The 25,600-nt window shown below is 76.1% G+C and carries 21 protein-coding genes and 1 pseudogene; 4 read left to right on the forward strand and 18 right to left on the reverse strand.

Features of this window, described 5'->3' with window-relative positions; all coding sequences use genetic code 11:
- The 3 genes and pseudogenes from RIM90_RS00405 to RIM90_RS00415 all read right to left on the reverse strand — a co-directional run.
- Nucleotides 1–520 (reverse strand): annotated as a pseudogene (locus RIM90_RS00405) (hypothetical protein); the annotation flags it as partial.
- Nucleotides 521–719: 199 nt separating this feature from the next.
- Complete coding sequence (locus tag RIM90_RS00410; RefSeq protein ID WP_309058444.1) at nucleotides 720–1,394, reverse strand: lytic polysaccharide monooxygenase; 675 nt, start codon at nucleotides 1,392–1,394, stop codon at nucleotides 720–722.
- Between the two features lie 231 nt (nucleotides 1,395–1,625).
- A complete protein-coding gene (locus RIM90_RS00415) occupies nucleotides 1,626–2,258 on the reverse strand; it encodes a GNAT family N-acetyltransferase (protein WP_309058445.1) in 633 nt (210 codons plus the stop codon).
- A gap of 99 nt (nucleotides 2,259–2,357) precedes the next feature.
- On the opposite strand from RIM90_RS00415, the gene RIM90_RS00420 reads away from it, so the two are divergent.
- Complete coding sequence (locus RIM90_RS00420; RefSeq protein ID WP_309058446.1) at nucleotides 2,358–3,437, forward strand: YihY/virulence factor BrkB family protein; 1,080 nt, start codon at nucleotides 2,358–2,360, stop codon at nucleotides 3,435–3,437.
- A 15-nt stretch (nucleotides 3,438–3,452) separates the two neighbouring features.
- Here the strand turns inward: RIM90_RS00420 and RIM90_RS00425 are convergent, their stop codons facing one another.
- Nucleotides 3,453–3,905: an NAD(P)H-dependent oxidoreductase gene (locus RIM90_RS00425; RefSeq protein ID WP_309058447.1), complete on the reverse strand. Its 453-nt coding sequence runs from the start codon at nucleotides 3,903–3,905 to the stop codon at nucleotides 3,453–3,455.
- Nucleotides 3,906–4,039: 134 nt separating this feature from the next.
- Between RIM90_RS00425 and RIM90_RS00430 the strand changes: the two genes are divergently transcribed.
- Both RIM90_RS00430 and RIM90_RS00435 read left to right on the forward strand, forming a co-directional pair.
- On the forward strand, nucleotides 4,040–4,693 hold the full coding sequence (locus RIM90_RS00430) for a class I SAM-dependent methyltransferase (RefSeq protein ID WP_309058448.1): 654 nt from the start codon (nucleotides 4,040–4,042) through the stop codon (nucleotides 4,691–4,693).
- A gap of 104 nt (nucleotides 4,694–4,797) precedes the next feature.
- Nucleotides 4,798–5,247, forward strand: a complete 450-nt coding sequence (locus RIM90_RS00435) for an SRPBCC family protein (protein WP_309058449.1) — start codon at nucleotides 4,798–4,800, stop codon at nucleotides 5,245–5,247.
- Between the two features lie 202 nt (nucleotides 5,248–5,449).
- Here the strand turns inward: RIM90_RS00435 and RIM90_RS00440 are convergent, their stop codons facing one another.
- The 13 genes from RIM90_RS00440 to RIM90_RS00500 all read right to left on the reverse strand — a co-directional run bounded on the left by RIM90_RS00440 (nucleotide 5,450) and on the right by RIM90_RS00500 (nucleotide 19,933).
- A complete protein-coding gene (locus RIM90_RS00440; RefSeq protein ID WP_309058450.1) occupies nucleotides 5,450–6,049 on the reverse strand; it encodes a hypothetical protein in 600 nt (199 codons plus the stop codon).
- 170 nt (nucleotides 6,050–6,219) lie between these two features.
- On the reverse strand, nucleotides 6,220–7,293 hold the full coding sequence (locus RIM90_RS00445) for a zinc-dependent alcohol dehydrogenase family protein (RefSeq protein ID WP_309058474.1): 1,074 nt from the start codon (nucleotides 7,291–7,293) through the stop codon (nucleotides 6,220–6,222).
- Nucleotides 7,294–7,466: 173 nt separating this feature from the next.
- Nucleotides 7,467–9,215, reverse strand: a complete 1,749-nt coding sequence (locus RIM90_RS00450) for an ABC transporter ATP-binding protein (protein ID WP_309058451.1) — start codon at nucleotides 9,213–9,215, stop codon at nucleotides 7,467–7,469.
- Nucleotides 9,212–10,951, reverse strand: a complete 1,740-nt coding sequence (locus RIM90_RS00455) for an ABC transporter ATP-binding protein (protein ID WP_309058452.1) — start codon at nucleotides 10,949–10,951, stop codon at nucleotides 9,212–9,214. Before RIM90_RS00455 ends, RIM90_RS00450 begins: the two co-directional genes overlap by 4 nt.
- The gene (locus RIM90_RS00460; RefSeq protein WP_309058453.1) at nucleotides 10,948–12,015 is read right to left on the reverse strand and encodes a SagB/ThcOx family dehydrogenase; all 1,068 of its coding nucleotides are present in this window, start codon (nucleotides 12,013–12,015) and stop codon (nucleotides 10,948–10,950) included. The genes RIM90_RS00455 and RIM90_RS00460 overlap by 4 nt, the downstream gene beginning before the upstream one ends.
- 10 nt (nucleotides 12,016–12,025) lie before the next feature.
- Nucleotides 12,026–13,405: a YcaO-like family protein gene (locus tag RIM90_RS00465; protein WP_309058454.1), complete on the reverse strand. Its 1,380-nt coding sequence runs from the start codon at nucleotides 13,403–13,405 to the stop codon at nucleotides 12,026–12,028.
- Nucleotides 13,402–14,883: a CocE/NonD family hydrolase gene (locus RIM90_RS00470; protein WP_309058455.1), complete on the reverse strand. Its 1,482-nt coding sequence runs from the start codon at nucleotides 14,881–14,883 to the stop codon at nucleotides 13,402–13,404. The genes RIM90_RS00465 and RIM90_RS00470 overlap by 4 nt, the downstream gene beginning before the upstream one ends.
- Nucleotides 14,880–15,722 (reverse strand): hypothetical protein, encoded by an 843-nt coding sequence (locus RIM90_RS00475; RefSeq protein WP_309058456.1) that lies wholly within the window; start codon nucleotides 15,720–15,722, stop codon nucleotides 14,880–14,882. Before RIM90_RS00475 ends, RIM90_RS00470 begins: the two co-directional genes overlap by 4 nt.
- A 92-nt stretch (nucleotides 15,723–15,814) precedes the next feature.
- Nucleotides 15,815–15,928 (reverse strand): streptamidine family RiPP, encoded by a 114-nt coding sequence (gene amiA / locus RIM90_RS00480; RefSeq protein ID WP_241270818.1) that lies wholly within the window; start codon nucleotides 15,926–15,928, stop codon nucleotides 15,815–15,817.
- Between the two features lie 58 nt (nucleotides 15,929–15,986).
- Complete coding sequence (locus RIM90_RS00485) at nucleotides 15,987–16,808, reverse strand: ABC transporter ATP-binding protein (RefSeq protein ID WP_309058457.1); 822 nt, start codon at nucleotides 16,806–16,808, stop codon at nucleotides 15,987–15,989.
- A gap of 25 nt (nucleotides 16,809–16,833) precedes the next feature.
- The gene (locus tag RIM90_RS00490) at nucleotides 16,834–17,841 is read right to left on the reverse strand and encodes an iron ABC transporter permease (protein WP_309058458.1); all 1,008 of its coding nucleotides are present in this window, start codon (nucleotides 17,839–17,841) and stop codon (nucleotides 16,834–16,836) included.
- Nucleotides 17,838–18,881: an iron ABC transporter permease gene (locus tag RIM90_RS00495; protein ID WP_309058475.1), complete on the reverse strand. Its 1,044-nt coding sequence runs from the start codon at nucleotides 18,879–18,881 to the stop codon at nucleotides 17,838–17,840. Before RIM90_RS00495 ends, RIM90_RS00490 begins: the two co-directional genes overlap by 4 nt.
- A gap of 77 nt (nucleotides 18,882–18,958) precedes the next feature.
- Nucleotides 18,959–19,933, reverse strand: coding sequence for an ABC transporter substrate-binding protein (locus tag RIM90_RS00500; protein WP_309058459.1), 975 nt, complete (start codon nucleotides 19,931–19,933; stop codon nucleotides 18,959–18,961).
- A gap of 93 nt (nucleotides 19,934–20,026) precedes the next feature.
- Here RIM90_RS00500 and RIM90_RS00505 point away from each other — a divergent pair, with 93 nt between their 5' ends.
- Nucleotides 20,027–21,223 carry a hypothetical protein gene (locus tag RIM90_RS00505; protein WP_309058460.1) on the forward strand — a complete coding sequence of 399 codons (1,197 nt, stop codon included), beginning with the start codon at nucleotides 20,027–20,029 and terminating at the stop codon, nucleotides 21,221–21,223.
- A 20-nt stretch (nucleotides 21,224–21,243) separates the two neighbouring features.
- Here RIM90_RS00505 and RIM90_RS00510 read toward each other — a convergent pair whose 3' ends face one another.
- Nucleotides 21,244–25,593, reverse strand: a complete 4,350-nt coding sequence (locus RIM90_RS00510; protein WP_309058461.1) for a cation-translocating P-type ATPase — start codon at nucleotides 25,591–25,593, stop codon at nucleotides 21,244–21,246.
- Nucleotides 25,594–25,600 lie beyond the last annotated feature (7 nt).

Below are 25,600 nucleotides of genomic sequence, written 5' to 3' on the forward strand. Positions count from 1 at the left end.
CGCCCTCCTGGCCGTCGCCCTCCTGGCCGTCGCCGGGCCGGGGGGACGCGTTGCCGGAGTCACGCACGGTGCAGGCGGCGAGCTCGTCGAGGTCCGCGGGGCGGTCGCCCACCCGGTCGACGGCGGCCGCGATGCGTTCGAGGGTCGCGGAGCGCTCCTGTTCGAGCGGGTCGAGGATCTCCTCGTCCGCGGTCCCGGAGTCCTGCTGCGCGGTCCGGGCCGATTCCCCGAGACGCTGGTAGGCCTGGGCGATCTGCTCGTCCAGGGCGGCGAGCTCCTTGTCGACGTCGGGCCGCGCCTCCTCGGGGACCGACGTCAGGCGGGCCGTCACGTCCGGGCAGTCGACGGTGGCGGCACCGAGAACCCGAGCCTGGCCGGTTCCTCCGGCGGAGGCGTCGTCCTCCGTCGCGGAGGCGTAGACGTTGGCCGCCACCAACCCCCCTCCGCCCAGGATCAGCGCGACCGCGGCGAAGGTCGCGCGTTGTGGGCCTCTGGGGCGTCTGCGTGTGTTGCGTGCCAAGGCAGTACTCCTACGCTTGCGTCGCGGGGGTCGGCAGGGAATTCCCACGCCCCGTACGCAGGGGGACCGCCGTGTGTTCAACCGCCGCACGGATTTCTCACGGAATCCGGTGACCGGAGGCCGGCCGGGCCGCAAGTCCCCGCCGGACCGTGCGCGTCCGGCGGGGACTTCGAGGGGGGCCGGCCCGACGGCCGGCGCCTCAGCGGAAGTTCACGTCACTGCACAGGAAGTACGTCTGGTCCATGTGCGAGGCCTGCCAGATCGTGTAGACGACATGCCGGCCGCTGAGCCCTGACGTGCTCACCGGAATCGAGTAGTTCTGGCTGGGGGCGTACTTGCCGGTGCGGGCCACGAGCTGCAGGTCGTTCCAGGTCAGCGGCTGGGTGGCGGGGTTGAAGCCCTGCCGGGTGACGTAGACCAGGAAGTAGTCCGCGCCGTGGCTGGCCTGGTCGTAGAGCTTCACGGTGAAGTTGTTGCTCACGTCCGTCGTCTTCCAGGGGCCCACCGCGTCCAGGGAGTTGTAGCGCCCGCCCTCGGTGCGCCCGCCGCTGCACAGCTGACCGTCGGGGACGACGGCCCGGAAGTTACCGCCGGAGCCGTTGCGGTAGAGGCCGTTCCAGTTCCACATGGCGTTGGGGTTGTCCTGCCACGCCTGCCAGCACATGGGGTCTTCCTGTGCCATGGCCGGGTTCTGGAAGTCGCTCCCCCAGCGCTGCCAGCAGCCGTAGTTGCGGGACGCCGGGTCGATCACCGAGCCGTGGGCGACGGCGGTGCCGCTCCAGGGGATCAGGCAGAGGAGGGCCGCGACGACGACGCTCAGGGCGAGCGTCAGCCGGGACCGGAGGGTTAATACCTCATGACCATGCCAAGTCATGGTGACCTTCTCTCCGATGTGGGGGTGTGGGGCGGGTGGATCACAGGAGACATGGGAGCGCTCCCAGGGCACAGGCTGCGCCTCCCGAAGCGGAAGCGGCAATGCTCGTTCGCGCCACTTCCGCGCGGGTCGTGGCGCGTTCGATTCGTTCGACGACGGATGCCGGTCCGCCGGTACCGGCCCGCGGAGCCGGCCGGGCCCGGTCCGCCGGAGCCGGCCGGCGCCGGTCCGTCAGAGCCGGTCGGCGTCCAGCGTCGTACGCCCGAGGCAGGTGACGGAATCGTCCAGCGGCGCGTCGATCTCGTGGAAGCCCATGCGGTCGTAGAAGGCCCTGGCGGGCCGGTTGGCGGTCACCATGACCAGGTGGACGGACGGCACTCCCCCGTCCCGCAGGGCCGTGAGGAACGTCCGCATCAGCTCCCGGCCGTACCCGCGCCCCTGCCACTCGGGCAGCAGGTCGATGTGCAGGTGCGCCGGATAGGCGGCCAGTTCCGGGACGACCATCCGCTCGGGGTGGTGCAGCAGCCGGGCCATCGACTCGTCCGGGGTGCCCGGCGGTCCGGACGGCTCGGGGTGGCGGTCGGCGACCAGGGGCAGCCACCGGGCGCGGAAGGCCTCGGCGAAGCGGGGCGTGTCGGCGGTGCCGAGGACGTAACCGACCGCCCGGCCCCGACCGTCGTCCAGGACGAAGGCCAGCTCCGGCTCGAGGTGGACGTAGGGGGCCGCGAAGACGACGGGGAAGATGCCGGGGTCACGGTAGAAGGGGCGGCTGTCCCCGCCGTTGTGCGCGGTGCGGATGCAGATGCCGTCGAGGGCCGGCCGGTCCTCGGGGCGGTACGGGCGGATCAGGGGAGACACGGTCATGTCCGGGATCCTGCCCATCATGGGAGCGCTCCCACACCTGCGGCCGGAGCCCGCCCGTGTCCGTGGCTTAACGCGCCGTTCCCTGGTTACCCGGCGGCCATGAAGCTGCATATCCCTGGGCGGAACGGCCGGCCCGACGGCAAGTCCGCGACGAACGAGCCCGACCCGGGGCCCCGGTCCGAGCGCACGGCGGAGGAACCCGGACCGAACGACGAGGTGGAGCGGGCGGCGCCGGACTCGCCGACCGAGCTGCCGAAGCGGTCGTGGGGCGCGGCGCTGAAGGGCAGTCTGCGCGAGTTCAAGGACGACGAGCTGACCGACCGGGCCGCCGCGCTCACGTACTACGGCGTGCTGTCGCTGTTCCCGGCGCTGCTGGTGCTGGTGTCGTTGCTGGGCATCGCCGGCAAGTCGGCCACGGACAGGGTGATGGAGAACCTCCAGCAGCTCGCCCCCGGGGCGGCCCGCGACATCATCACCCGGGCGGTCGAGCAGCTGCAGGGCAACTCGGGTGTCGGCTCGGTCATGGCGATCGTCGGCCTGGCCCTGGCCGTCTGGTCGGCCTCCGGCTATGTGGCGGCGTTCATCCGCTCGGCGAACGCGGTCTACGACATGCCCGAGGGGCGCCCGGTGTGGAAGGTGCTGCCGGTGCGGGTCGGCATGACCGTCGTGCTGATGGTGCTGGCCGTGGTCAGTGCGCTGATCGTGGTCTTCACCGGAGGACTCGCCCGTCGGGCGGGCGACGCGCTCGGCCTGGGCGACACCGCGATGACGGTGTGGTCCCTCGCCAAGTGGCCGCTGCTGGTCGTGCTGGTGACGATCATGATCGCGCTGCTGTACTGGGCGGCTCCGAACACCAAGGTCCGGGGGTTCCGCTGGATCACCCCGGGCAGCTTCCTGGCCCTGGTGATCTGGCTGATCGCCTCCGCCGGGTTCGCGTTCTACGTGGCCAACTTCGCCTCGTACAACAAGACGTACGGCACGATGGCCGGTGTCATCGTGTTCCTGGTCTGGCTGTGGATCACCAACCTGGCGATCCTGCTGGGGCTGGAGTTCGACGCGGAGGTCGCCCGGCAGCGGGCCATCGCCGGCGGCCATCCGCCCGAGGCCGAGCCGTACACCCAGCCGCGCGACACCCGGGCCTGGGACGAGCAGGACCGGCGGCGGATGGACGAGACCTGACGGTCCCGCGCGTACTCACTCCATGAGGCCGGCGGCGAGCGTGGCGCCCAGTTCCCAGCACCGCTCGACGTCGGCCCCGCCGGGTTCGCCGGTGACCGTCACGGGGTCCGCGGCGCGGCGCCAGCCGAGGCCCGTGGTGATCGAGTCGATGCCCCGCACCGCCCCGGTGACGTCGTTCCCGCCGTGCACGTAGAAACCGAAGGGCCGGCCGCGGGTGGTGTCCAGGCAGGGGTAGTAGACCTGGTCGAAGAAGTGCTTGAGCGCGCCCGACATGTAGCCGAGGTTGGCCGGGGTGCCGAGGAGGTAACCGTCGGCGTCCAGGACGTCGGTGGCGGTGGCGGACAGGGCCGCCCGCCGCACCACCCGGACGCCCTCGATCTCCGGGGCCGTGGCACCGGAGAGGACGGCTTCGAACATCGCCTGGCAGTGGGGCGAGGGCGTGTGATGGACGATCAGCAGAGTCGGCACACCCCGACCCTGCCGTGCCGGTCCCCGCGCCCGCAAGCCGGACCGGGGACCGGCGCCGGGGACGGCGTTCTGTTGTGACGGCGGACCGGGGATGGCACGATGCCCCGCATCGGTACGCGGAGACGGGGTGCGTCTTGGTCGACGAGGATCGCAGGTCACCGGCAGCGGTGGTGTTCGACGCGCTGGGCAGCGAGTACGAGAAGGCGTTCGCCGCCTCGGCGGCCCACCGGGCGTCGCTGGAGTGGCTGCTGGAACGGCTCGAACCCGGCAGCAGGGTGCTGGACGTGGGCAGCGGGACGGGACGTCCCACGGCCGCCGTCCTCGCCGCGGCCGGTCACCGGGTGCTGGGCGTCGACGTGTCCCCGGTGATGGTGGAGATCGCCTCCCGTCAGGTGCCCGAGGGCGAGTTCCGGTGCGCCGACATCCGCGAGGTGCCGCTCGGGGACGCGGCGTTCGACGCGGTCTGCGCGTACTTCGCGCTGCTCCAGATGTCCCGGGAGGAGCAGTCCGGTCTCGTCCGCCGGCTGGCCCGGGCGCTGCGGCCGGGCGGGTTCCTCGTGCTGGCCACCGTGCCGCTGGACGTCGAGGACTTCGACGGTGTGTTCATGGGGCAGGCCGTGCGGGTCACCAGTTTCGCCGCCCAGGACATCACCGCCCTGGTGCGCGGGGCGGGGCTGACGGTGCTGTCGGAGGAGAGCGTGATGTTCACCCCGACCCATCCCGATGCCCGGCCGGAACCCCAGCTCTTCCTGCACTGCCGCCTCGACGCGACGGGGCCGGCCGGCTGACGGTCCGGGCGGGGACGGCCGACGCGGCGCGATCGCCATGACTGATCGGCGCGAAATCCGGTACTCGCACTTCCGTCCCCAACGGAAAGCGAGGTACCTGATCCATGTCGCAGGTGGAGGAATCGATCGAGGTCGACGTCCCCGTCCGGACCGCTTACAACCAGTGGACCCAGTTCGAGAGCTTCCCGGAGTTCATGGCCGGCGTGGAGCGCGTCGAGCAGCGCACCGACACGCTCACCCACTGGGTGACGAAGGTCGGAGGCGTGGAACGGGAGTTCGACGCCGAGATCACCGAGCAGATCCCGGACGAGCGCGTCGCGTGGACCACGGTGAACGGCGAGGCGAAGCAGGCCGGTGTCGTCACCTTCCACCGTCTGCGGGACACCACCACCAAGGTGATGCTGCAGATGGACTTCGACCCCCAGGGCGTGGCCGAAAGCGCCGGTGACAAGCTCGGCTTCGTCAAGCGGCAGGCCGCCGGGGACCTGAAGCGGTTCAAGGAGTTCATCGAGCGTCGTGGGCAGGAGACGGGCGCCTGGCGTGGCGCGGTCTGACCCCTGGCCCCGCAGGCCCCAGGCCCCCAGGGGGCGCTCCCGGCGTTCCCCGGCCCTGTGCGGCACCCGGACCCGCGCGGCCCCCGGCCCTCCGGCCGGGGGCCGCGGCCGTCGCCACGGCGACGGCCCGTCCTCGTCCCGCGCGGCCCGGAGGTCGGCGCCCCCCGCCGACGGGGGCGCCGACGGGACGGCGGTCCCGTCCTCAGCCCGTCATCCGCTTCCGCCACGACGGCTCGACCAGCCGCCACTCGGCCTCCCACTCCCCCAGACGCCGCCGCTGCAGCCGGCTCCGGACGAGCCGTCCGCCGAGCAGCACCGATCCCGCGGCGGCGCCGCCGATCGTGACACCGGCCATGACGATCTGGAACCGTGCCTCCGCTCCGCCGGGTGGCGGGGAGACGAGCCGGCCCTCGGGGTCCGTCCACACGGTGACCGCGGTGCCCGCCTTGTTCCCCGGTTCGACCTCCGCCCGGCCCGTGCGGCCGGTGCCGTCCGGGGCGGTCCAGCGCACCGGGGCCCATACGCTGTCGTCCTCGTTCCCGGAGGCGGGTGCGGGCGGTGCGTGGGCGGCGTCCCGGGTCAGTACGGCCGGGACCGCGCGGATCCGGTCCCGGCGCTCGGCGAGCGCCCCGTCCACGGCTGCGGCCGTCGCCAGGCCGGCGAACGCCGCGGCCGACAGGGCCAGGACGAGGGTGGCGAGCAGGACCCAGGCCTCGATCAGATCGCTGCGGCGCCGCAGCGGGTTCCTCCGCCAGCGCCACAGCCGCACCCTGCGGACCTTCGTCCCGTGCGTCCTCGCCATGGGACGTCACCTCCTCGCGCACGCGCCGGACGCCGCGGCGGACCGGCCGGCCCCCGGGCCGCCGGGGCCACGGTGTCACTCCTCCAGGGTGGACCCTCACCGGCACGGGCCGAACGGCCCGTGCCACGGCGCGGCGCGGGCCCGTCCGGCGAGGGCCGGCGGCGGCCCCGTCAGGCCGTCGGGTGCACGGGGACGACCTCGTGCTGCGGAACGCCGAGGACGACCTTGAGCGCACCGGTCTCGGCGGCGTTGCCGAACACGTCGTACGCCTCCTGCATGTGGTCGAGCGGGAAGGTGTGGGTGACCATTTGCCCGGTGGGCAGCCGGCCGGCGGCCGCCATCCGCAGCAGGGTGGGCGTGGAGCGGGTGTCGACCAGCCCCGTGGTGAGGGTGACGTTCCTGCTCCACAGGTCCTCGAGGTGCAGCGTGGCGGGGCCGCCGTGCACACCGACGTTGGCCAGGTGTCCGCCGGGCCGCACCATGCGGGTGCACATCTCGAAGGTCTCCGGGACGCCCACCGCCTCGATGACCACGTCCGCGCCGAGTCCGCCGGTGAGGTCCTCGACCAGTTGCCCGGGGGCCTCGCTCGCGTCGGCCACGGCCTCGGCGCCGAACGTCTTGGCCGCCTCCAGCCGGGGTGCGGCCAGGTCCACGGCGATGACGCGCTCGGGTGAGAACAGCCGGGCGGTGGCGATCGCGGCGAGCCCGACCGGCCCGGCGCCGACCACGACGACGGTGTCACCGGGACGCACCCGCCCGTTGAGCACGCCCACCTCGTAGGCGGTGGGGAAGATGTCGGCCAGCAGCACGGCGTCCTCGCCGGCGAGCGCGCCGGGCAGTGGGTGCACCGAGAGGTCGGCGTAGGGCACGCGGACGTACTCGGCCTGGGTGCCGTCGATCAGGTGACCGAGGATCCAGCCCCCGCCGTCCAGGCACTGGCCGTACACGCCCTCGCGGCAGTAGCGGCAGCGCCCGCAGGCGGAGATGCAGGAGACCAGCACCCGGTCCCCGGGGCGGACGGTGCGCACGTCGCCCCCGGTCTCGACGATCTCGCCGACCGCCTCGTGCCCCAGGACGGTGCCCGGGCGGACCTCGGGAACGTCACCCTTGAGGATGTGCAGGTCCGTCCCGCAGATGGTGACGGCGTCCACCCGCACGATCGCGTCGGTGGGTTCCTCGACGGCCGGGTCGGGGACCTCCTCCCAGGCGGACTGCCCGGGGCCGTGGAAGACGTAGCCCTTCATGCCGATCCTCACCCCATTCTGCTCTGCGGCGGGCTCCGGCACCGGGCGCGCCCGCGCCCGCCTGCGTCCGCGGCGGCCCGGGGGTGCCGGGGCTGCCGCCCTGCTCTTCCAGTCTGGGCGCAAGGGCCGGGATCCGCCGGGGCGCGAGGTCCCCGTCCGGGTCCGGGGCCCCGCTACCGCCGGAGCACCCGGGTGAGCGCGCCGTCGGGGCGGGCGGTGAGCTCCTCCCAGGTGCCCTCCTCCGCGATACGGCCGGCCTCGAGGACGGCGATGCGGTCGGCGCGGCGGATGGTGGCCGGGCGGTGGGCGATGACGACCGTCGTCCGGCCGGCACCGCCGAGCACGCCGGCGAGTTCCGCGTCGCCGGTGTTGTCCAGGTGGGCGGTCGTCTCGTCCAGGACGAGCACCCTGGGCTCGGCCAGCAGGGCGCGGGCGAGCGCGATCCGTGCCCGCTGGCCCCCGGAGAGGGTGGCGCCGCGCTCCGCGACCGGGGTGTCCAGGGCGGCGAACCGGTCGATGCCGCACAGCCGGGCCGCGGCGAGGAGCCGGCCGTCGTCCGCGTCGGGAGCGGCCAGGCGGAGGTTCTCGGCGAGGGTGCCGTGGAAGAGCGGGGTGTCCTGGCCGACGACGGCGACGGCCCGGCGCAGCTCGGCGTCCGGCAGGTCGCGCAGGTCGACGGGGCCGCCGGTGCCCGGTACGAGCTGGACGGCTCCGGCGGCCGGGTCCCAGAACCTGGCCAGCAGATGGGCGCAGGTGGTCTTGCCGGCACCGGAGGCACCGACCAGGGCGAGCGTCCGCCCCGCCGGAATGGTCAGCTCCACCCGGTCGAGGACGGGCCGTCCGCCGTAGTCGAAGCACACGCCGCGCAGGCGTACGCCCAGCGGGCCCGGGGGCAGGGCGCGGGGTGCGGCGGGCGGCGGGGCGAGGGCGGGGGCGCTCAGGGCGGCGTCGACGCGGGCGGCGGCGGCGCGCAGTCCGACCGCCTGGCTCAGGGCCCGGGCGGACTCGGCGACCGGGCCGAGCACCGACAGGGCGAGCGCCATCGCCGCCGGCGCCCACGCGCCGTGCAGCCGGCCGGAGGTCACGGAGTGGGCGGCGACGGCCACCACGCCGAGCACCGCCAGCACGATGAGCGCGTCCCGGACGGCGGCCGCCACGGCCTCCCAGGCGGCCTCGGCCCGCTGGGCCTCCCCCACCTCCCGGCCGCGCGCGGCGAGCCGGTCCCGCCGCTCGGCCAGCCCGCCGAAGGACAGCAGCTCGGGCAGCCCGTCCACGGTCTCGACGGTGTCGGCCGACAGCCGTGCGGCGGCGGCCCGGGTGCGCGCCCCGCGCGCCGCGCGGGCGCGGGCGTCGGCGAACGGCGCCACGGCGAGCAGTGCGGCGACCGGCAGCGCGGCGGCCAGCAGCCACGGCTCCACCCCGGCCAGCACCGCGGCACCCGCGACGAACACGACGCCGGAGGCGAGGAGCTGGGCGGTGGTGTGGGCGTAGAAGAACTCCAGCGCCTCCACGTCGGCCATGGCGGTGGCGGCCAGGTCCCCGCTGCGCCGGCCGGCCACACGGGCCGGTGCGCTGCGGGCGAGTCCGTCGAAGATCCGCACGCGCAGTTCGGCCAGCACCCGGTAGGCGAGGTCGTGCGAGAGGTCCATCTCCCGCCAGGTCGTCCACGCGCGGACCAGGACCAGCGCGGCCAGTGCGGCGACGGTCGGGGGCGCGGGGGCGCGGCCGTCGATGACGGCGGTGCCGACGGTGTGCGCGGTCAGGGTCAGCAGCGCGACCAGCGAGCCCTGTTCGAGCAGCGCGGCGGCGCAGGTGCGGACGATCATGACCCGGTGTCCGGCCAGTGCGGGCAGCAGGGCGCGCAGGGAGCCGCGGGCGGGCGCCGGTGCGTCCGCGGCGCCGGTGGTGGGGGTGCCTGTCATGCGGCGCGTTCTCCTTCGTGGGCGTGACCGGCCCGGACCAGGTCGGCGTAGACGCCCCCGGCGGCGACGAGGTCGGCGTGGGTGCCGACGGCGTCCACGCGGCCGTCGTCGAGGACGACGATGCGGTCGGCGTGCCGGACGGCGGCGAGGCGGTGGGCGACCACCAGGACGGTGCGGTCCCCCGCGGCGTCGAGGAGCGCGCGCACGATGTCCGCCTCGCGGCGCTCGTCGACGGCGCTGGTGGCCTCGTCGAGGACGAGCACCGGGGCGTCGGCGAGCAGGGCGCGGGCGAGGGCGAGCCGCTGGCGCTGGCCGCCGGACAGGGTGGCGCCGCGTTCGCCGAGGACGGTGGCGTAGCCGTCGGGGAGGGCGGCGATCTCGTCGTGGATGCCGGCCGTGCGGGCCGCCCGTACGAGGTCGGCGTCGGTGGCGTCCGGCCGGGCCAGGCGCAGGTTGTCGGCGATGGTGGCGTGGAAGAGGTGGGTGTGCTGGGAGACCACCGCGATGCCGCGCCGCAGCGAGTCGAGGGTGTACTCGCCCACGTCGCGCCCGGCCACGGTGATCCGGCCGGACTGCGGCTCGTGGTGGCGCAGCAGCAGCGCGAGCAGCGTGGACTTGCCGGCGCCGGAGGGGCCCACGACGGCGGTGGTGCGGCCCGCCTCGGCGGTGAAGCCGACCCCCCGCAGGGCGGCGCCGTCGGCACCGTCGTAACGGAACCCGACGTTCTCGAACCGCAGCCGGGGCGGTGACGGCCACCGGGCCGGGACCGTTCCCGTGTCGGCGACCGCGGGCCGTGCGGTACGCAGCGCCGCGAGGCCGTCCGCGGCGGAGACGCCCAGGTAACCGGCGTGCCATTCGCGGGACAGGTCGCGGACCGGCCGGAAGCACTCGGCGGCGAGCAGCAGCACCAGGTAGGTGCCCGTCGCGGTGGCGGACCCGGTGGCGGCCGAGGCGCAGGCGAGCAGGGCGGCGGCCACGGTGCCGCCCTGGATGGCCAGGTCGGTGAGCCCGGTGTCGACGAGTGACACGCGGAGCTTGGCGACGGTGGCCCGGTGCAGACGGGCCGAGCGTTCCTCCAGCCGCTCCCGGGTCCGGCCGACGGCGCCGGCGGCGCGCAGCGCGGGCATGCCCTGGAGGGCTTCGAGGTAGTCGGCGCCCAGGGACTCGTAGGTGTCCCAGTGTTCCTTGCCGCGCCGGGCGAGCAGCCGGTCCCAGGCGCGCGGCCCGACGAGGGCGAGCAGCAGCGCGGGGACCAGGCCGAGGAGGGCGAGCGGTTCGACGAGGGCGAGGGCGGCGAGCAGCAGGGGCGGTACGGCGAGGGTGATCAGGAGCTGGGGCAGGTAGCGGGAGACGTAGGCGTCGACGCCCTCGACCCCGTCGACGAGGGTGGTGCGGACGGCTCCGGCGCGCGCGGTCGTCAGATACGCGGGGCCGAGCCGTCCGAGGTGGGCGAGGAGTTCGTCCCTCAGCCGCACCCGGACCGTCGCTCCCGCGCGGGTGGCCGTACGCCGCTGCCGGTGGCCGAGCCGGGCGCGGGCGGCGACGACGCCGAGCACCGCTCCGAGCAGCGCCGGCAGCCGGTCCGTGGCACCCCGGGCGACGTCGGCGAGGGCGACGGCCAGCAGGACGGCCTGGGCGAGGTGGGTGAGGGTGACGGCGCCCTGCAGGAGGGTGGCCGCGAGCAGCGGGCGCCGGGCGAGGCCTGCGGCGCGACGCAGTTCGGGGTGGACGATCACGAGGTCCTCTCCTCGTCAGTGGTGGTGCCGAGGGCCAGGCCGTGGACGACGAGGTCCCGGCCCGGCGGGGCGCCGAGCGCGGCGCCCAGGTCGGCCTGCTGCCAGGAGCCGACGGGCCGTGCGGCCAGCCCCCGGCGGACGGCGGCCACCTGGGCCAGCTGGACGGCGAATCCGGCGCGCAGATGGGTCCGGCGGATGCGGGCGGCGTCGGCCCCCACCGGGCAGCCGCGGCCGAGCAGCACGGCACCCGCCTCGGCGAGCCACGCCTGGCGGGCGGCCCAGACGGCGAGCGTGGGCCGGGCCTCCCCCGCCGCGAGGCGCCGCAGGGTGCCGTCGGGGGCCGCCTCGAGGAGTCCGGGGTCGGGCGGGCCGACGGCCGCGCACCAGGCGAGCTCACCGGCGCTCGCCCCGACGGCTGTGCCGAGCAGCACCCGCAGGTCGTCGCGGGGCGGTGTGCCGCGCAGGGGCGGCGGGGCGCTGCGCCGGGGCGGCGGCGCGGTGCCGGGCACGGGGGATCCCGTGGGCGGCGGGAGGTGCACGGCGGCGAGGGGGGTCTCGGTGCGCCCGTCGAGCCGGAGCACGGCCGGGCCCGCGCCCAGCGCCTCGGCAGCGAGCCACAGCGCCCCGGCCGCGTGCCCGGTGTCGAGGAGGAGCAGCGGCCAGGCCCGGTGGCCGTAGTGCGAGCGCGTGCGCCGCGGGGTGACGGTCAGCTCGACGGTCGCTCCCGGCGGCGTGCCGTGGGGCTGCGGGCCGAGGCGGTGCACGCGGTGGCGCAGGGGGTCGTAGCCGTAGCGTCCGGGCGGCAGGGGGCAGCGGGCGCCCACCACGAGCCGGGCGTCCACCGGGTGCAGGGCGCCCGCGGACGCGGCGGGCCGCAGCCGCCCGGAACGGTCCGAGGCCAGCAGCGACAGGCGCAGCAGCCGGTCCAGGTCCAGGTCCCCGGGGCCGGCGTCCGGCACGGGGAGCGGCGGGCCCGGCCAGGGCGGGACGGCGGGCCCGGCGGGCGTGTCGGGGCCGGGCTCCTCGGCGGAACGGGCGCGGGCGAGAGCGGTGACGAGATCCACGGGGCGGGCCTCACATGTGGGGCGGGGGAGCCAGGGTGAAGTCCTCGGGTCCGCTCGGGGCGCCGGTGCGCCAGCCGCGGTCGACGGCGGCGCGGGCGAGGCGCGGGCAGCCGAAGTAGCCGAAGGCGGCGGGGGCGTTGGGCAGGAGTCCGGAGACCAGGACCCGGGCGACGCGCAGCGGTGTCTCGGCCACGTCCTCGGTGGTGAGGTCGAAGGTCATGATCCGGTGGCCGCCGTCGTGGAGCGCGTTCTCCAGCCGCTCCCGGCTGCCGGCCGGCACCGCCTGCACGGGGACGGTGCCGAGCGCGGGCTTGGTGAACCGGCGGGCCTCGGGGGCCATCCGCTCGTCCAGCCACACCTGGACGTGCGCGCCCAGGTCCCGTACGTGCTCGAAGTGTTCGCCGCACGCGTCGAGGTACCGGGCGTCGGACCGGTGGTCCAGGTAGAGGCCGCGGGCGAGCAGCCCGGCCTCCACGGCCTGGAACACCCAGCCGTCCGGAGCGGTGAGGCCCTGGGTGAAGACCCAGGTGTGGACGGCTTCGAGCACTGCCTTGCGGGCGGCTTCGGCCGGATCGTACTTGCAGGCGAACCCGGCGGCGTACAGTCCGAGCCGGGGGTCGTGGACGAGGGCCGCGACGCAGGGGGCGAACTCCGAGGGCATCTCGGCGAGATGGACCTCGAGACCGGAACCGGCCAGGTCGTCGGCGAGGCCGGGCACGGTGGCCGGGTCGATGCCGCGGGCCGGGCCGTCCAGGTGCCACCACAGCTCGAGGGCGTCGCGTTCGACGATCTCCAGCAGGGCGCGTTCGACGGCGTCGTCGAAGCCCTGCCCGGTGGCGATGCCCGCGTAGTTGAGGTGATGGGTGCGGGGCAGTGAACGCAGCTCGCCCTGGCGCCAGTTGAGGTGGGTGAGGGCGACCGGCGCCCACACCTCGGCGGTCCCGGCGCCGGGCAGCCGTTCGGTGCCGCGGGTCCACAGGGCGGGGGTGTCGGGGGTGAGGCGGCGGTAGGGGAACCGGTCGCGGGCGTACTGCCAGTCGGCGTACGAGGGCAGCTCCTCCGGTCCGTACAACCGCAGCCCCTTGCCGGTCAGTTCGGCGGCCGTGGCGCGCAGCGGGGCGGCGGGGTGGCCCGGCGGCGGCACGCGGTTGCCGCAGTACCGTTCGACGCCTTCCGCTATCGCGGCGATGCGGGCGCCCTCGGGGTCGCCGAAGGTGGTGCCGAGGGACACCCGGTCGGCGGGCCACAGACCGAGTCTGCGGGCGTCCGACACCTCGGCGGTGAGCGCGGTGTAGCGGGGCGGGGCACCGGCGGGGTGCTCGACGGGCTTGACCTTGCGGACGATGCCGCAGACCGGGTCGACGAGGGCTTCCAGCGGCAGCGGCGTCATCGCAGGATCTCCTGTGCGGGATCGGTGGGTGTGGGACGGGAGCGCAGGACGCTCAGGCGGAGGCGGGTCCCGGCCGGGTCGACGTCCCGCCGGGAGGCCAGCAGGCGCGGGGCGCCGATCGGGTCCTCGCCGGTGTGGGGGTTGCGGGCGTGGGCCGGGAAGTGGTGCCCGGCGATCTCCAGGCGCAGCCGGGTGCCGGCGGGCAGCCGCCGGGCGAGCCGGCCGAGCGGCACCGTGAACCCGGTGACCCGCCCCGGGGGATCCGCGCGCCGGGTCACACCGACGGCGAGGCGCCGTGCCGTGCCCCCGGGGGTGAGCGCGGTGAGGCGGGCGGCCCAGTCGGCGGACGGGGTGTCCGCCGCGGCGCGCAGCGCGACGTGGACCGGTCCGACCACGTCCAGGGGGCGTGGCAGGGGCGGGGTGACGAGCAGGCAGCGGTCGGGGGTGCCGTCCGCGGGGACGGTCAGGTGCTCCGAGGAGACGGGGTGTTCGGGGTCGGCGGTGAAGGAGGCGCCGCGCAGCAGCCGCAGTCGCGGCGCGTACGGCTCGCCCTCGGTGCCGGCGCCGAGCCACAGGGGGCTGCCGCCCAGTCCGATCGCGCCCCGGATGCCCGGCGCGAGGTCCCCGGTGAGGGCCAGGCGCGCCCAACGGACGTAGAGGTCGCCGAGGTCGATGCGGTGTGCGGGGTCGGCGTCGGGTCCCGGCTCGGTGACGAGGCCGTGTCCCCAGGGGCCCAGCAGCAGCCGGGCCGAGGGGCCGCCCCAGTGCCGCCACAGGGCGACGGTGTCCTCGGTGAAGTGGTCGTGGTGGCCGCCCACCGCGAGCAGCGGAACCCGGGCGTCGGCCGCCCGTGCGATCAGCCGGCCGCGTTCACGGTGGTGCCAGAGCCCCGGCCAGGAGGGCAGCGCGCGGCCCAGCCGGCGGGGCAGGTCGGCCGGCGGCAGGTGGGTGAGCAGGCCGGGGTCGGCGGCGAGGGCCTTGTCCAGGGCCGCCGCGTCGGAGTCCCGCCGGTCGCCGTGCGCGGCCCACCAGCCGGCCCGGGCGGCGAGCCGCTCCACACCGGAGGGTTCACGGGCGGTGTCGGCGGCACCCAGCGCCGGGACGGCGGCGATGACGGCGTCCGGCCGGGCGTCGCCGGGTGCGTCGAGCGCGAGGACGAGGGCGCAGTGGGCGGCGTAGGACCCTCCGGCGGCCACGAGCCGGCCGTCGCTGAAGGGCTGCCGGCGGATCCAGCGGGCGGTGGCGGCGCCGTCGGCGGTCTCGTTCTCGTACGGGCGCCACTCCCCCGGCGATCCGTGCCGGCCGCGCACGTCCTGGGCCACGGCGGCGAATCCGCGGCGGGCCCAGCCGCGCAGTTCGGCCCGGTGCCGCAGCCGGTCGTAGGGGGTGCGGACGAGCACCGCGGGGAAGGGCCCCCGCCCGTCCGGGAGACGGACGTCGGTGGCGAGGCCCTCGACGGTCGTGGTGAACGGCGTCATCGCGCGGTCACCGGTGCCGCGGCGACGTCGGGGACGGGCAGGACGGGGTGTTCGGTGACGGTCAGGTTGCGCAGATCGACCCGGCGGAGGCGGCGCCGGGCGGGAAGCGGACCTCGTTCGGGGGCGCCGGTGGCCCACCGGGTGAGGTCGTCGGCGAGCAGGGCGGCGACCAGGCTCGCAGCGGGCGGGGTGAGTTCGACGGGTGCGCCGCCGGTGCGGGGTCCGGCCCAGTAGGCGGCCAGTTCGCGGTGGGCGGGAGTGGCGGCGAGGCGACGGGCCCGGACGTGGGCGGAGGTGACGTCGCCGGGGTCGGCGGCGAGCGGTTCGACGTAGGCCTGCAGGCCCTCGCGGTGGCAGCGCAGCCAGGCGACGCGCTGTCCGGGCAGCCGGTCGGCGGCGTCCCACAGGCCGTCGGGCACGGGCCCGTTCAGGCACCACACCACGGCGGCCGGCCGCCCGGCGGCGAGGTCCCCGGGCTCTCCCGGCCCGGGCTCGGCCCCCGCGGCGCGCAGATACGCGGCCAGCGGCTCGGTGAGCTCCCGGTCACCGAGCAGCCGTACGTCCCGCAGTCCGGTGGGCCACGCGGAGGGCGGCTGCTCGTCCGTCAGGTGTCCGGCCGATGCGAAGGCCCGGACGATGCGGTCGACTTCGGGGTCGGGGTCGGCATGGGGCCCGGTTCCGGCGGTGGTGGGTGCGCCGGCGAGCCTGCCGAGGAGGGACTCCTCGTCCGCGCCGCCGGTCCTGACCGTGAGGAACTCCCCGTCGGCCGTGCGGACGGCGAGACCCCGGCCGGGGACGGCGACCACCTCGACACCGGGTGCGAGCTGACTGCGGGGCACGTCTGAAATCTCCTGGGGGAAAGGGCCTGGGAAGGGCGTGGGCCCGCCCGGAAGGCGACGGGCGGGCCCACGAGAGAGGGAGACCGGCTCCCTTACTCCTCGGTGTCCTCGAAGGGGTTCTCGACGAGGGCGTTGGAGTGGGAGGCCGAGTCGTGGGCCAGCTGGCCCGGGTCGGCGATCGGGGCGAAGACCTGCTCGTTGTCCATGAACTCTCCTCGTTCGTCAGGGAGATGCGGCGCTCGGATGACCGCCGCACCGCACACACTAGTGAATATGATTTTCATATTCTAGTGCTGTGAGAGGGTGATCCGGGTAACACACCGGCCAGCCGCCCTCCGGGTCCCGGCCGACCCGGCCGGCCACCTGGAGCACGTCCGCGAGCAGCCCGGGTGTCACGACCTCCTCCGGCGGCCCGTCGGCGGCCACCCGGCCGTCCCGCAGGGCCACGATCCGCTCGGCGAACCGGGCGGCGTGGGCGAGGTCGTGCAGCACCATCACGACGGTCAGGCCGCGCTCCTCGCGCAGCCGCACCACGGTCCGCAGCACGTCGAGCTGGTGATGCAGGTCGAGATAGGTGGTCGGCTCGTCGAGCAGGAGGATCCGGGTGTCCTGGGCGAGCGCCATCGCCAGCCGGACCCGCTGGCGCTCACCGCCGGACAGCGCGTCCACGGGCCGCTCCGCCCACGACTCGACGCCCACGTCCCGCAACGCCCGCCGTACGACGGGATCGTCGCCCTCGCGCAGCATGCCGAGCGGGCCGCGCGCCGCGTACCGGCCCTGCCGGACGAGGTGCCGCACGGTCATGCCCGGGACGGCCGGGGCCGACTGGTGCAGCAACGCGACCCGCCGGGCGGTGTCCCGCCGGGAGAGCCGGGCGAGGTCGTCGGTGCCGAGCAGCACGCGTCCCTCCGCGGGCCGCAGCAGGCCGGCGGCCAGGCGCAACAGCGTCGACTTGCCACAGCCGTTGAGGCCGATGAGGGCGGTCAGCTCGCCCGGCCGCACGGTCATGTCGACGCCGCGCAGCACGGGTCGGCCCGGGTAGCCGAAGTGGACCCCTTCGACGCGGATCCCCATGGGTTCGGTCATGCTCTGTCCTTCGTCGACACATCGATCAGAACGTTCGGTCCGGGGCGCGGCGCACGACGACCAGCAGCAGCCCGGCCCCGACGCAGGTGGTGAGCGCCCCGACGGGCAGGGTGAGCGTGCCCGCGCCCCCTGTCGTCGCCAGCAGCCGGGAGGCCAGCTGGGCCGCAGCGTCCGCCCCGCACACCACGACCGCCCCGACGAGGGCGGCGCCCGGCAGGGCCCGGCGCAGGTCCGCGCCGAACACCGCGAGGGCGAGGTGCGGCACGAGCAGCCCGACGAACCCCAGCGCCCCGACGGCGGCGACGGCTCCCGCGGTCAGCGCCACCGCGCACAGCAGGGCGAGCCGGCGGGCCCGGCCGGTGGCCAGACCGGCGGCGGTGGCGATGTCGTCGCCGCAGCGCAGCAGGGTCAGCGGGCCGGCCAGCAGCCAGGCCACCGCCGTCCAGACCATCGCCCAGGGCCACAGCAGGTGCCAGTGCTGCCAGACCCGGCCCTCGGTGGTGCCGACCAGCCACTGGACGACGCTGCCCAGCTGCCCCGGCGCCACGAGCAGCACCATGGCGGTGAGCCCGCCGAGCACCGCCGAGACGAGCACCCCGTGCACGGCGGTCTGCGCGGGATCGGCCCCGCCGCGCCCGGCCAGCAGCCACAGCAGCGCCGCCCCGGCACAGCCGCCCAGGCAGGCGGCGACGACCACGGCCAGCGGCGACTCCCACCCCGCGAACCCGAGTCCGGTCGCGGTGACCGCACCGAGCACCGCACCCGGCGTCACCCCGGTGACCTCGGGTCCGGCGAGGGGGTTGCGCAGGGCCGACTGCAGGACCAGGCCGGCGACAGCGAGGCACGCCCCCGCTCCGAGGGCCACCAGGAGCCGGGGCAGGCGGAGTTGGAGCAGGATGTGCCGCTCCGTGGGGCTGCCCCCTCCCCCGAGGACGTCCCAGAGCGCGGCCGGGGACATGCCGCGCCCGGCGGCCAGTTCGGCGCCGGCGCACACGACGACGAGTGCGACGAGCACGGTGAAACGCCGGCTCACCGGGCCTCCTCCGCTCGGACCTGCTCCGGGAGCACGGGGGCGGGCCCGGCACCCGGTCCGGGGGCCGCGCCCGCGCCGCCCCACCGCCGGCGGCGTCCCGGGCGCCGGTTCCCGGAGCGCAGGAGGACGACTCCCGCGGGTACGCCCAGCAGTGCCGTCCAGGCGCCGGCCGGGGTCTCCACGGGGGCCAGCGCGAGCCGGGCCGGGAGGTCGGCGACGGCCACCACGACGGCCCCCCACGCCGCCGACCAGGGCAGCCACCGCACCGCGTCCGCCCGCGGGTCGATCCGGCGGGCCAGGTGCGGGGCGAGGAAACCGACCCACGCCACCGGCCCGCACACCGCCGTCACCGGCGCGATCAGCACGATGGCGATGGCCAGCGCCGCGAACCGGGCCCGCTGGGCGCGCACGCCCAGCGCCTCGGCGTCCTCGTCGCCCAGCCGCAGCACCGAGAGCACCGGCGCGCACAGCACGAGCGCGGGCACCGCGACGAGCAGCCAGGGCCACAGTCCGGTCACGTCCTCCCAGGTGCGGGCGGAGAGGGAGCCGAGGAGATAGCGGTAGATGAGCTGGAGGTCGAGCTGGTCGGCCATCACCATCAGCACCAGCAGCGCCGCCTGCAACGCGGCGGAGACCGCGGCCCCCGTCAGGAGCACGGCCGACGGACTGCGCCCCAGCCCGGCGGCGAGCAGGGTCAGCCCGCCGCCGAACGCGGCCCCGCCGATGGCGAGCAGGGGCTGCGCGGCGGCCGGGACGGACACCGCGAGGACCAGGGGCGCGGCGACCCCGAGCGCGGCCCCCGAGGAGACGCCCAGCATCTCCGGGACGGCCAGCGGATTGCGCAGCGCCTCCTGGAGCACGAGTCCCGCCGCGCCCAGGCAGGCACCGGCGAGCAGCGCCAGTACCAGCCGGGGTACGCGGAGTTCGCCCACGACGACGCCGGCGAGCGTGGTGTCCCCGTCGGCGAGTGCGGCGGGGACGCGGTGGAGCGGCACGTACGGGGTGCCCAGGGTCAGGGCGCACACGGAGGCCGCGGCCAGCAGGACGAGCACGGCGGGGAGCTGCCACCGTCCCCTCCGGCCGGCCGCCTCCGCGGCGCCCTTCACGGTGGGGGCGCTCACCGCAGTGCGGCCGTGGCCTCGTCGAGGACGATGCCCAGCGAACGGGTGCCGCGCCCCTTGGCCCACACCTCGGAGTTCACCTCGTGGACGTCGCCGTTGCGCACGGCCGGGATCTTGCCCCACAGCGGGTTCTTCGCCAGCTTCTCGGACAGCTTGCCGTCCGCGTCGCCGAAGCTCATGGTCTCGACGAACAGCACGTCGACGTCCTTGGCGAGGATCTCCTCCAGGCTGTAACTCCCCTCCACGCCCCGGGACTTCCAGGGGTAGTCGGCGATCTTCGGGAACAGGCTGGCGGCGGCGTCCCCCTCGGGGGTGGCGACGCCGAAGTTCTCGTCGCTGCCGTAGATGATCAGCGCGGTGCGGTCGCTCTTCGCCCGTTCCGCCGCGGCCAGCTTGGTGCGGAAGGCCTTCTCGGCCTTCTCCCCCTCGGCGGTGCGCCCGGTGAGCGCGGCGACGTCGCGCAGGTAGCCCACGCTGTCCTGCCAGGTCTCCGGCTGCATGGGCCAGAAGGTGGTGGCGCCCTTCAGGGCGGGGGCGAGTTTGCCGTGGGTGTCCTCCAGGCCGATCACGAGGTCGGGTTCGTGGGAGAGGATCGCCTCCACCTCGGGGGCGATGAACCCGCCGGGGATGATCTCGACCTGCCGGGCCCCCTCCTTCCCGAGGAAGTCCTCGTGGGCGAGGAGCGCGCTGTTCGTGGCCGTGGGGACGATGCCCAGTTCGGTCAGGATGTCGTCGCACATCGCGAACAGGCAGACGATGCGCCGCGGTTCCTTCGGCAGGGAGATCTTGACGCCGTTCGCGTCGGTCAACTCCCGTGTCGCCTCGATGGGTTCCACGGTGACGTCGGTCCCGGCGCCGGCGGCCCCCTCCTCGCTCGCGGGCTCGGTGGACGCTCCGCATCCGGCCAGGACGACGCACGCCAGGGCGGCGGCGAGCCGGTTTCGGACGGATCTGGACAGTGGGCGCAGCATGGCATGCCCTCGCTTCTTCTCAGGGGCCGGAACGCCGTTGAAGATACATGATAATCGTTTTCAACAGATCGTTCCCGCCCCCTGGAGGCTCCGATGACCGTCGATCCGCTCCTGCTCGTCTCCGGCCATGTGGAAGGGGTGGTGCGAGTGCTGACCGTGCCGGACGGAACCGAGGTCCACCGCCTGACGGGCCGTCATCTATCCGAGCACGCGGGGTTCCTGGCGCTCCCCGGCGGCCGGGTGGCCTGTGTCGACGACCGCAGGGGCGAACTGCTGGTGCTCGATCCGTTCGGCGGTGCGCTCGTCGCGGCCGCGGTCCCGGTCGCCGTACCGGCCGAGCACCTCGCCGCGGATCCCTCGGGGCGCCTGCTGGCCGTCACGACCGGGGTGGGCAGGAACGCCGGGCCGTGGTCGGACCTGGTGACGGTCGTGGACCTCGCCACGGGGGACGCGGCCCGGGTCCGCACGCGCGTGGGTGAGCCGGGGGTGACGGTGCTCGGGGGTGAGGACCCCCTGGTCGTCCTGCGGCACCGTGAGCCGGGGGCGCTCGCCGTCCACCGCTTCGCCGACCTGCTCGGGGCTCCGCCCGGCTGCCCGCCGGCCGTCCCGCACGCGCAGCTCCCGCTGCCGGCCGACGGTCACGGGGACGCCCACGACCCGTACGACGGCACCGTGTTCGCGGCCACGGGCGAGGGGGTGCACCGGGCGCGCCGGGAGGGCGGCACGCTCGCGGCGGAACCGGTGATCCCCTGGGGGTCACCGGCCCGGGGCTGGTACCTGCGGCTGGATCCGGTACGGCGGACGCTGTGGTCGACGCTGCGCGGTGGTCCCCCGGATCCGCTGCGCTGGCCGGAGTGGACCAACCAGGCGTGGTGCCACGAGCCGGGGACGGGCCGCACCACCCTGACCGACCTCGGCCCGGGGCTGGTCTTCCGGCTGGCCCTCGCCCGCGACCACACGGCCTTCACCCGCGTCCACCCCGACGGCGACGAACTGGTCCTGCTGGGCTCCGACGGCGGCGTCCGCCGCGTGCCGCTTCCCGCGATGGACGGCGCCCCGCGTCGCGGCGGCACGCCGTGGGAGGGGGTCCAGCGGCGGGCGGTGGCCGCGTCGCCCGGCGCGGACTGGGTCGCCGTCACCCGGGGCGGCCACGGCGAGGTGCACCTCGTCGACGCGCGGTCGGGCCGTGAGGCGGCCCGCCTGCGGCTGGACACCGGGCTGCGGCACGGCGGCCACGTCGTGCTGCGCACCCGGTCCGACGGCGCCGAGGGCGATCCGGTGGGCCGGTGACCGCCGGTCCGCGGGTGCCGTCACGCCACCGGCCGCGCGGGACCGCTGTGCAGCAGGTGGCGGGTCTGCTGCACGGAGTCGCCGAGGCGCAGGGCGAGCCGGGACGCCGCCCCGTACAGGTGCCGTACCGACTCCAGGCGCTCCAGGCGCGGCGCGAGGGCCGACAGGACGATGGCCAGGGCCACGCCGGACCAGGCGAGGGGCCCGAGCGGGGTGCAGCCGAAGAAGTGGCTGACGCCGGGGGTCTGCACGAGGGCGGCGAGCACGGCGGCGGAGCCCAGCGCCGTCGCCCACACCAAGGGGCTGTGGCGGCGGCCGGAGAGGGTCTGCACGAGCTGCGCGCCGACCACGCCGCACAGGGCCATCGTGGTGGAGCGGCGTTCGGTGCCGGGGGTGAGACGGCCGATCAGATACGCGGTGACCGCGCCGAGGCAGGTGGTCACGCCCCGGCGCCGGATGGCGCGCAGCAGGGGTGCGCCGAGGACGTCGAGCCCCATCGGGCCGGTCGCGGCGTGCACCGCCGTCGAGGGGTCGTCGCTCGGGGTCACCGCCACCGCCATGGCCGGGAACATGTCGGTGAGCAGGTTGACCAGCAGCAGCTGACGGGTCGACAGCGGCGAGGAACCCGCCAGCAGGGTGCCCAGCACGCTGAAGCCGACCTCACCGGCGTTGCCGCCGATGAGGATGCTCACCGCGTCGGCGACGCTGCGCCACAGGGCGCGGCCCTCGCCGACGGCGTCCACCAGGACGGACAGGTCGCCGGTGGTGAGCACGATGTCGGCGGCGTTGCGGGCGGCGGCCGAGCCGCGGGCCTCGATGCCGACGCCGACGTCGGCGGCGCGGATCGCGGCGGCGTCGTTGGCACCGTCGCCGGCCATCGCCACCACCCGGCCGGCCTGTTGCAGGGCCTCCACGACGTGGAGCTTCTGTTCGGGCGCGACCCGGGCGACGACGGCGGCGCCGCGCAGGGCGCGGACCCGGTCGCGCCGCCCCATGGTGACGAGTTCGTCCCCGGTGACCACCTCGGTCTCCTCCGGCCAGCCCAGTTGCAGGGCGATGGCGCGGGCGGTCTCCGGGTGGTCGCCGGTGAGCATGACGGGCAGGATCCCGGAGCGGCGCAGTTCCGTGAGCAGCGCCTGCGAGGTGGCGCGCGGGACGTCGGCCAGGGCGATCAGACCGACGAACTCCAGGTCCGCGAGGTCGGCGTCGAGTTCGGCGGCGGCGTCGGCCGCCCGGCACCGGCGACGGGCGACGGCGAGGACGCGCAGTCCCTGCCCGGCGAGGTCGTGGGCCGTCTCGGTCGCGTCGTCGGGGAGGTCCCGGCAGGCGGGGAGCACCGTCTCGGGGGCGCCCTTGACGACGAGGAGTCCACCGGCGTCCGCGTCGCCGGCGTCCCGTCCGACCGCCGCCGCGTAGCCCCGGCTGGCCTCGAAGGGGCGTTCGCCGTCGGCGGTCCAGGAGTCGTCGGGCGGGGCGACGTCGAGGACCGCCTCGTCGGTGGCGTGCGCGACGCGGCGTCCCTCGCCCGTCTCCTCCTGCGGGCAGGCGCGGGCGGCCAGCCGCACGACCGGTACGGCCCGCTCGGTGTCCGGGGCGAGCACGGTGCCGTCGGCGGTGGCCACCCGGACCAGGCGGAGCCGGTTCTCGGTGAGGGTGCCGGTCTTGTCGAAGCAGACGGTGTCGACCCGGCCGAGCGCTTCCAGGGTGCGCGGGGTGCGGACCAGGACGCCGCGCCGGGACAGCCTGCGGGCGGCCGCCATCTGGGCGACGGTCGCGACGAGCGGCAGGCCCTCGGGGACCGCGGCCACGGCCACGGCGACACCACCGCTGACGGCCCGCCGTATCGGGCTGCCGCGCAGCAGGGACAGTCCGGTCACCAGCGCGCCGCCGGTGAGGGTCACCGGCAGGGCCTTGCGGGTCAGTTCCTGCAGCCGTGCCTGGACGCCGGCGGGCGGCGGGGTGCGGGCGGCCAGGGTGATGGCCCGGCCCGCCTCGGTGCGGTCGCCGGTGTCCACCACGAGCGCGCAGGCCCGGCCGGCCACGACGGTGGTGCCCTCGAAGACCATGCAGGTGCGCTGGGCCACCGGTGCGCCGGGGGTGGGTTCGAGGGCCTTGGTCACGGGCAGCGACTCGCCGGTGAGTGCCGACTCGTCGACCTCCAGGCCGTCCGCCTCCAGCAGCCGCGCGTCCGCCGGTACGACGTCGCCGGCGCCGAGGCTGATCAGGTCACCCGGCCGCAGCCGGGCCGCGTCGACGGTGACCGTGTTCCGGCGGGCGTCCTGCCGGCGTGCCTTGGGCTGCTGCCGGGCGGCCAGCCGGGCCAGTGCGCGTTCCGCGCGCAGCCGCTGCAGGCCGCCCGCCACCGCGTTGATGTCCATGGCGCCGACGACGAGCAGCGCGTCGACGAGCGAGCCGAGCAGGGCCGAGGCGACCGCGCCGGTGGCCAGGACGGGCGTGAGGGGGTCGTCGAGTTCCCGGCGGACGGCACCGGCCGCCTCCCAGGTCCAGCGGGCGGGGGCCGCCGCGGGCGTACGGGTGAGCCGTGCCGCCCGCTGCCACGCGCGGTCGGCGAGCAGGGCGGCGGCTCCACGGGGCTCGGCGTCGGTGCGGAAGGTGCCGAGCAGGTCGCGGGCCTCGTGCGGTTCCAGGGCGTGCCAGGGCACGTGCAGCCGGGGTTCGGGCGGCGTGGCGGTGGCCACCCGCGCGGCCGCGGTCAGACCGGCGAGCAGGGCACCGGCCGCCGCGATGTTCACCGGGGCGTGCCGGGTGAGCCGCCGCCAGATGCGGCCACCGGGTGTGCCGCCGCGGGCCACCATGAGCCCGGACAGGGCGGCGCCCGCCCGGGCCAGCGTCTGCGAGCGGCGGCCCACCTGGCGTGCCGCCGGGATCGCGGTCAGCAGGCGCCACACGTCCCCGAGTCCGTTCGGGGCGAGCGCGTCGGCGCCCCAGGCGACGGCCGAGCGCGCGTCGGTGAGGGCGACGGCCACGTCACCGGCGGGCAGCCCGGCCGCCACGTCGCCGTCCCCGCGCGTGCCCACGCGGGCGACGCTCACCACGATGTGCCCGTCGTTCTGCAGCGCCCGGACGACGTCGGCGAACGGCAGGTCGGCCGGGGCGACCTCGTCGGCCAGGCGGGTGATGTCCTTCAGGTCGGAGCCGCCGGTGATCACCACGTGCAGTCCCGCCCTGCGGGCCGCGTCGAGGACGGCTTCGGCGCAGGGGTCGACCGGGTCGTCGAACACGGCGGACACCCCGTCGGGGGCGGCGTCGTCCCGAGGGTGGCTGCGCAGGGCGTCGGCGTGCAGGACGAGGGAGTCGGCGATCTCCAGTTGCCGCAGCCGCTCCCCGCTGCGCACGAGGACTCCGGACCGGGCGAGGTGGATCCCGAGGGCCGCGCTGAAGGCGGCCGGGCCGTAGCGCGCGGCCTTGGGCGATCCGGCGAGGACGGCTTCGGCGGCCTCCCGCGTGTCGTGGGTGACGAGGAGGGTGGCGGCGGCGCCCGCGACGCTGCCGGTGCCGGCGTGGGCCGCGTAGGCCTGGGCGGGCGTCACCCGCAGCGGCGGACGGGTGTCGGCGGGGCAGGGGATGCTGGTGCGCTGTTCGAGGCAGACGTCGTCGTGCAGGGTCTCGAAGGCGGCGGTCCTGGCCACCGCCTCGGTCAGCTGGCCGGTGCGCAGCAGTCCGTCGAGCACCAGGGACACCGGGGACTGCCCGGCGCCGTGCACGGTGGCGTTGGCCGCGGCGAGGATCAGCTCCATGCCGCTGTGGCCGAACCGCTGCCGCAGCAGAGCGCGGAAGCGGGGGTTCTCGCGCAGCAGGGTGACGGCGGCGGTGATCACCTTGGGACTGCGCGGCAGGCGCAGCGACCGGCCGGCCAGGGCGCCGGCGGCACCGGCCGCGTCCAGCAGCAGCGCCCCGGCGGCGACCCGCACCTCGCGGGGGTCGCCGGGGTGGGCGGTCTCGTCCTCCTCCCCCTCCGGGCCGGCGTCCTCGGTCAGTCCGAGGCGGGTGGCGAGCTCGACGGCGTGCTGGGTCACGCGGTCGCTCACCGCGTCCGTCACCGCGGTCACCACCAGACGGGACAGTCCCTCGTCCCAGTAGGCCGTCAGGACGTCCGGGTGGTCGAGCAGTTCGACGGCGGCCTTGCGGGCGAGCGGGCCGGCGGCGCCGTCGGGGTTCCGCAGGGCCAGGTGGACGCGGTGACCGGCCCGCCAGTGCCGGTCGCCGCTCAGTGCGTTGCGGGCGACGTGCCGGACGCGGCGCGTCGTGTCGCGGACGGACGTCATGCCCTGGGCGGTGCCGCGGGCGGCGCCCGCGGCGGCGCCCGCCACGGCCCCGGCGAGGGGGGCGACGTCGAAACGTGTGAGCATCGCAGAC

The sequence above is a fragment of the Streptomyces sp. genome (genome assembly GCF_031181555.1).
GTDB classification, from domain to species: domain Bacteria; phylum Actinomycetota; class Actinomycetes; order Streptomycetales; family Streptomycetaceae; genus Streptomyces; species Streptomyces fimbriatus.

Bases quoted from the DNA above. Each gene is read 5' to 3' on its own strand.
- RIM90_RS00410 (WP_309058444.1), bottom strand. From the start codon at position 1,394: ATGACTTGGCATGGTCATGAGGTATTAACCCTCCGGTCCCGGCTGACG.
- RIM90_RS00415 (WP_309058445.1), bottom strand. From the start codon at position 2,258: ATGACCGTGTCTCCCCTGATCCGCCCGTACCGCCCCGAGGACCGGCCG.
- RIM90_RS00420 (WP_309058446.1), top strand. From the start codon at position 2,358: ATGAAGCTGCATATCCCTGGGCGGAACGGCCGGCCCGACGGCAAGTCC.
- RIM90_RS00435 (WP_309058449.1), top strand. From the start codon at position 4,798: ATGTCGCAGGTGGAGGAATCGATCGAGGTCGACGTCCCCGTCCGGACC.
- RIM90_RS00440 (WP_309058450.1), bottom strand. From the start codon at position 6,049: ATGGCGAGGACGCACGGGACGAAGGTCCGCAGGGTGCGGCTGTGGCGC.
- RIM90_RS00445 (WP_309058474.1), bottom strand. From the start codon at position 7,293: ATGAAGGGCTACGTCTTCCACGGCCCCGGGCAGTCCGCCTGGGAGGAG.
- RIM90_RS00450 (WP_309058451.1), bottom strand. From the start codon at position 9,215: ATGACAGGCACCCCCACCACCGGCGCCGCGGACGCACCGGCGCCCGCC.
- RIM90_RS00465 (WP_309058454.1), bottom strand. From the start codon at position 13,405: ATGACGCCGCTGCCGCTGGAAGCCCTCGTCGACCCGGTCTGCGGCATC.
- RIM90_RS00470 (WP_309058455.1), bottom strand. From the start codon at position 14,883: ATGACGCCGTTCACCACGACCGTCGAGGGCCTCGCCACCGACGTCCGT.
- amiA (WP_241270818.1), bottom strand. From the start codon at position 15,928: ATGGACAACGAGCAGGTCTTCGCCCCGATCGCCGACCCGGGCCAGCTG.
- RIM90_RS00485 (WP_309058457.1), bottom strand. From the start codon at position 16,808: ATGACCGAACCCATGGGGATCCGCGTCGAAGGGGTCCACTTCGGCTAC.
- RIM90_RS00500 (WP_309058459.1), bottom strand. From the start codon at position 19,933: ATGCTGCGCCCACTGTCCAGATCCGTCCGAAACCGGCTCGCCGCCGCC.
- RIM90_RS00505 (WP_309058460.1), top strand. From the start codon at position 20,027: ATGACCGTCGATCCGCTCCTGCTCGTCTCCGGCCATGTGGAAGGGGTG.
- RIM90_RS00510 (WP_309058461.1), bottom strand. From the start codon at position 25,593: ATGCTCACACGTTTCGACGTCGCCCCCCTCGCCGGGGCCGTGGCGGGC.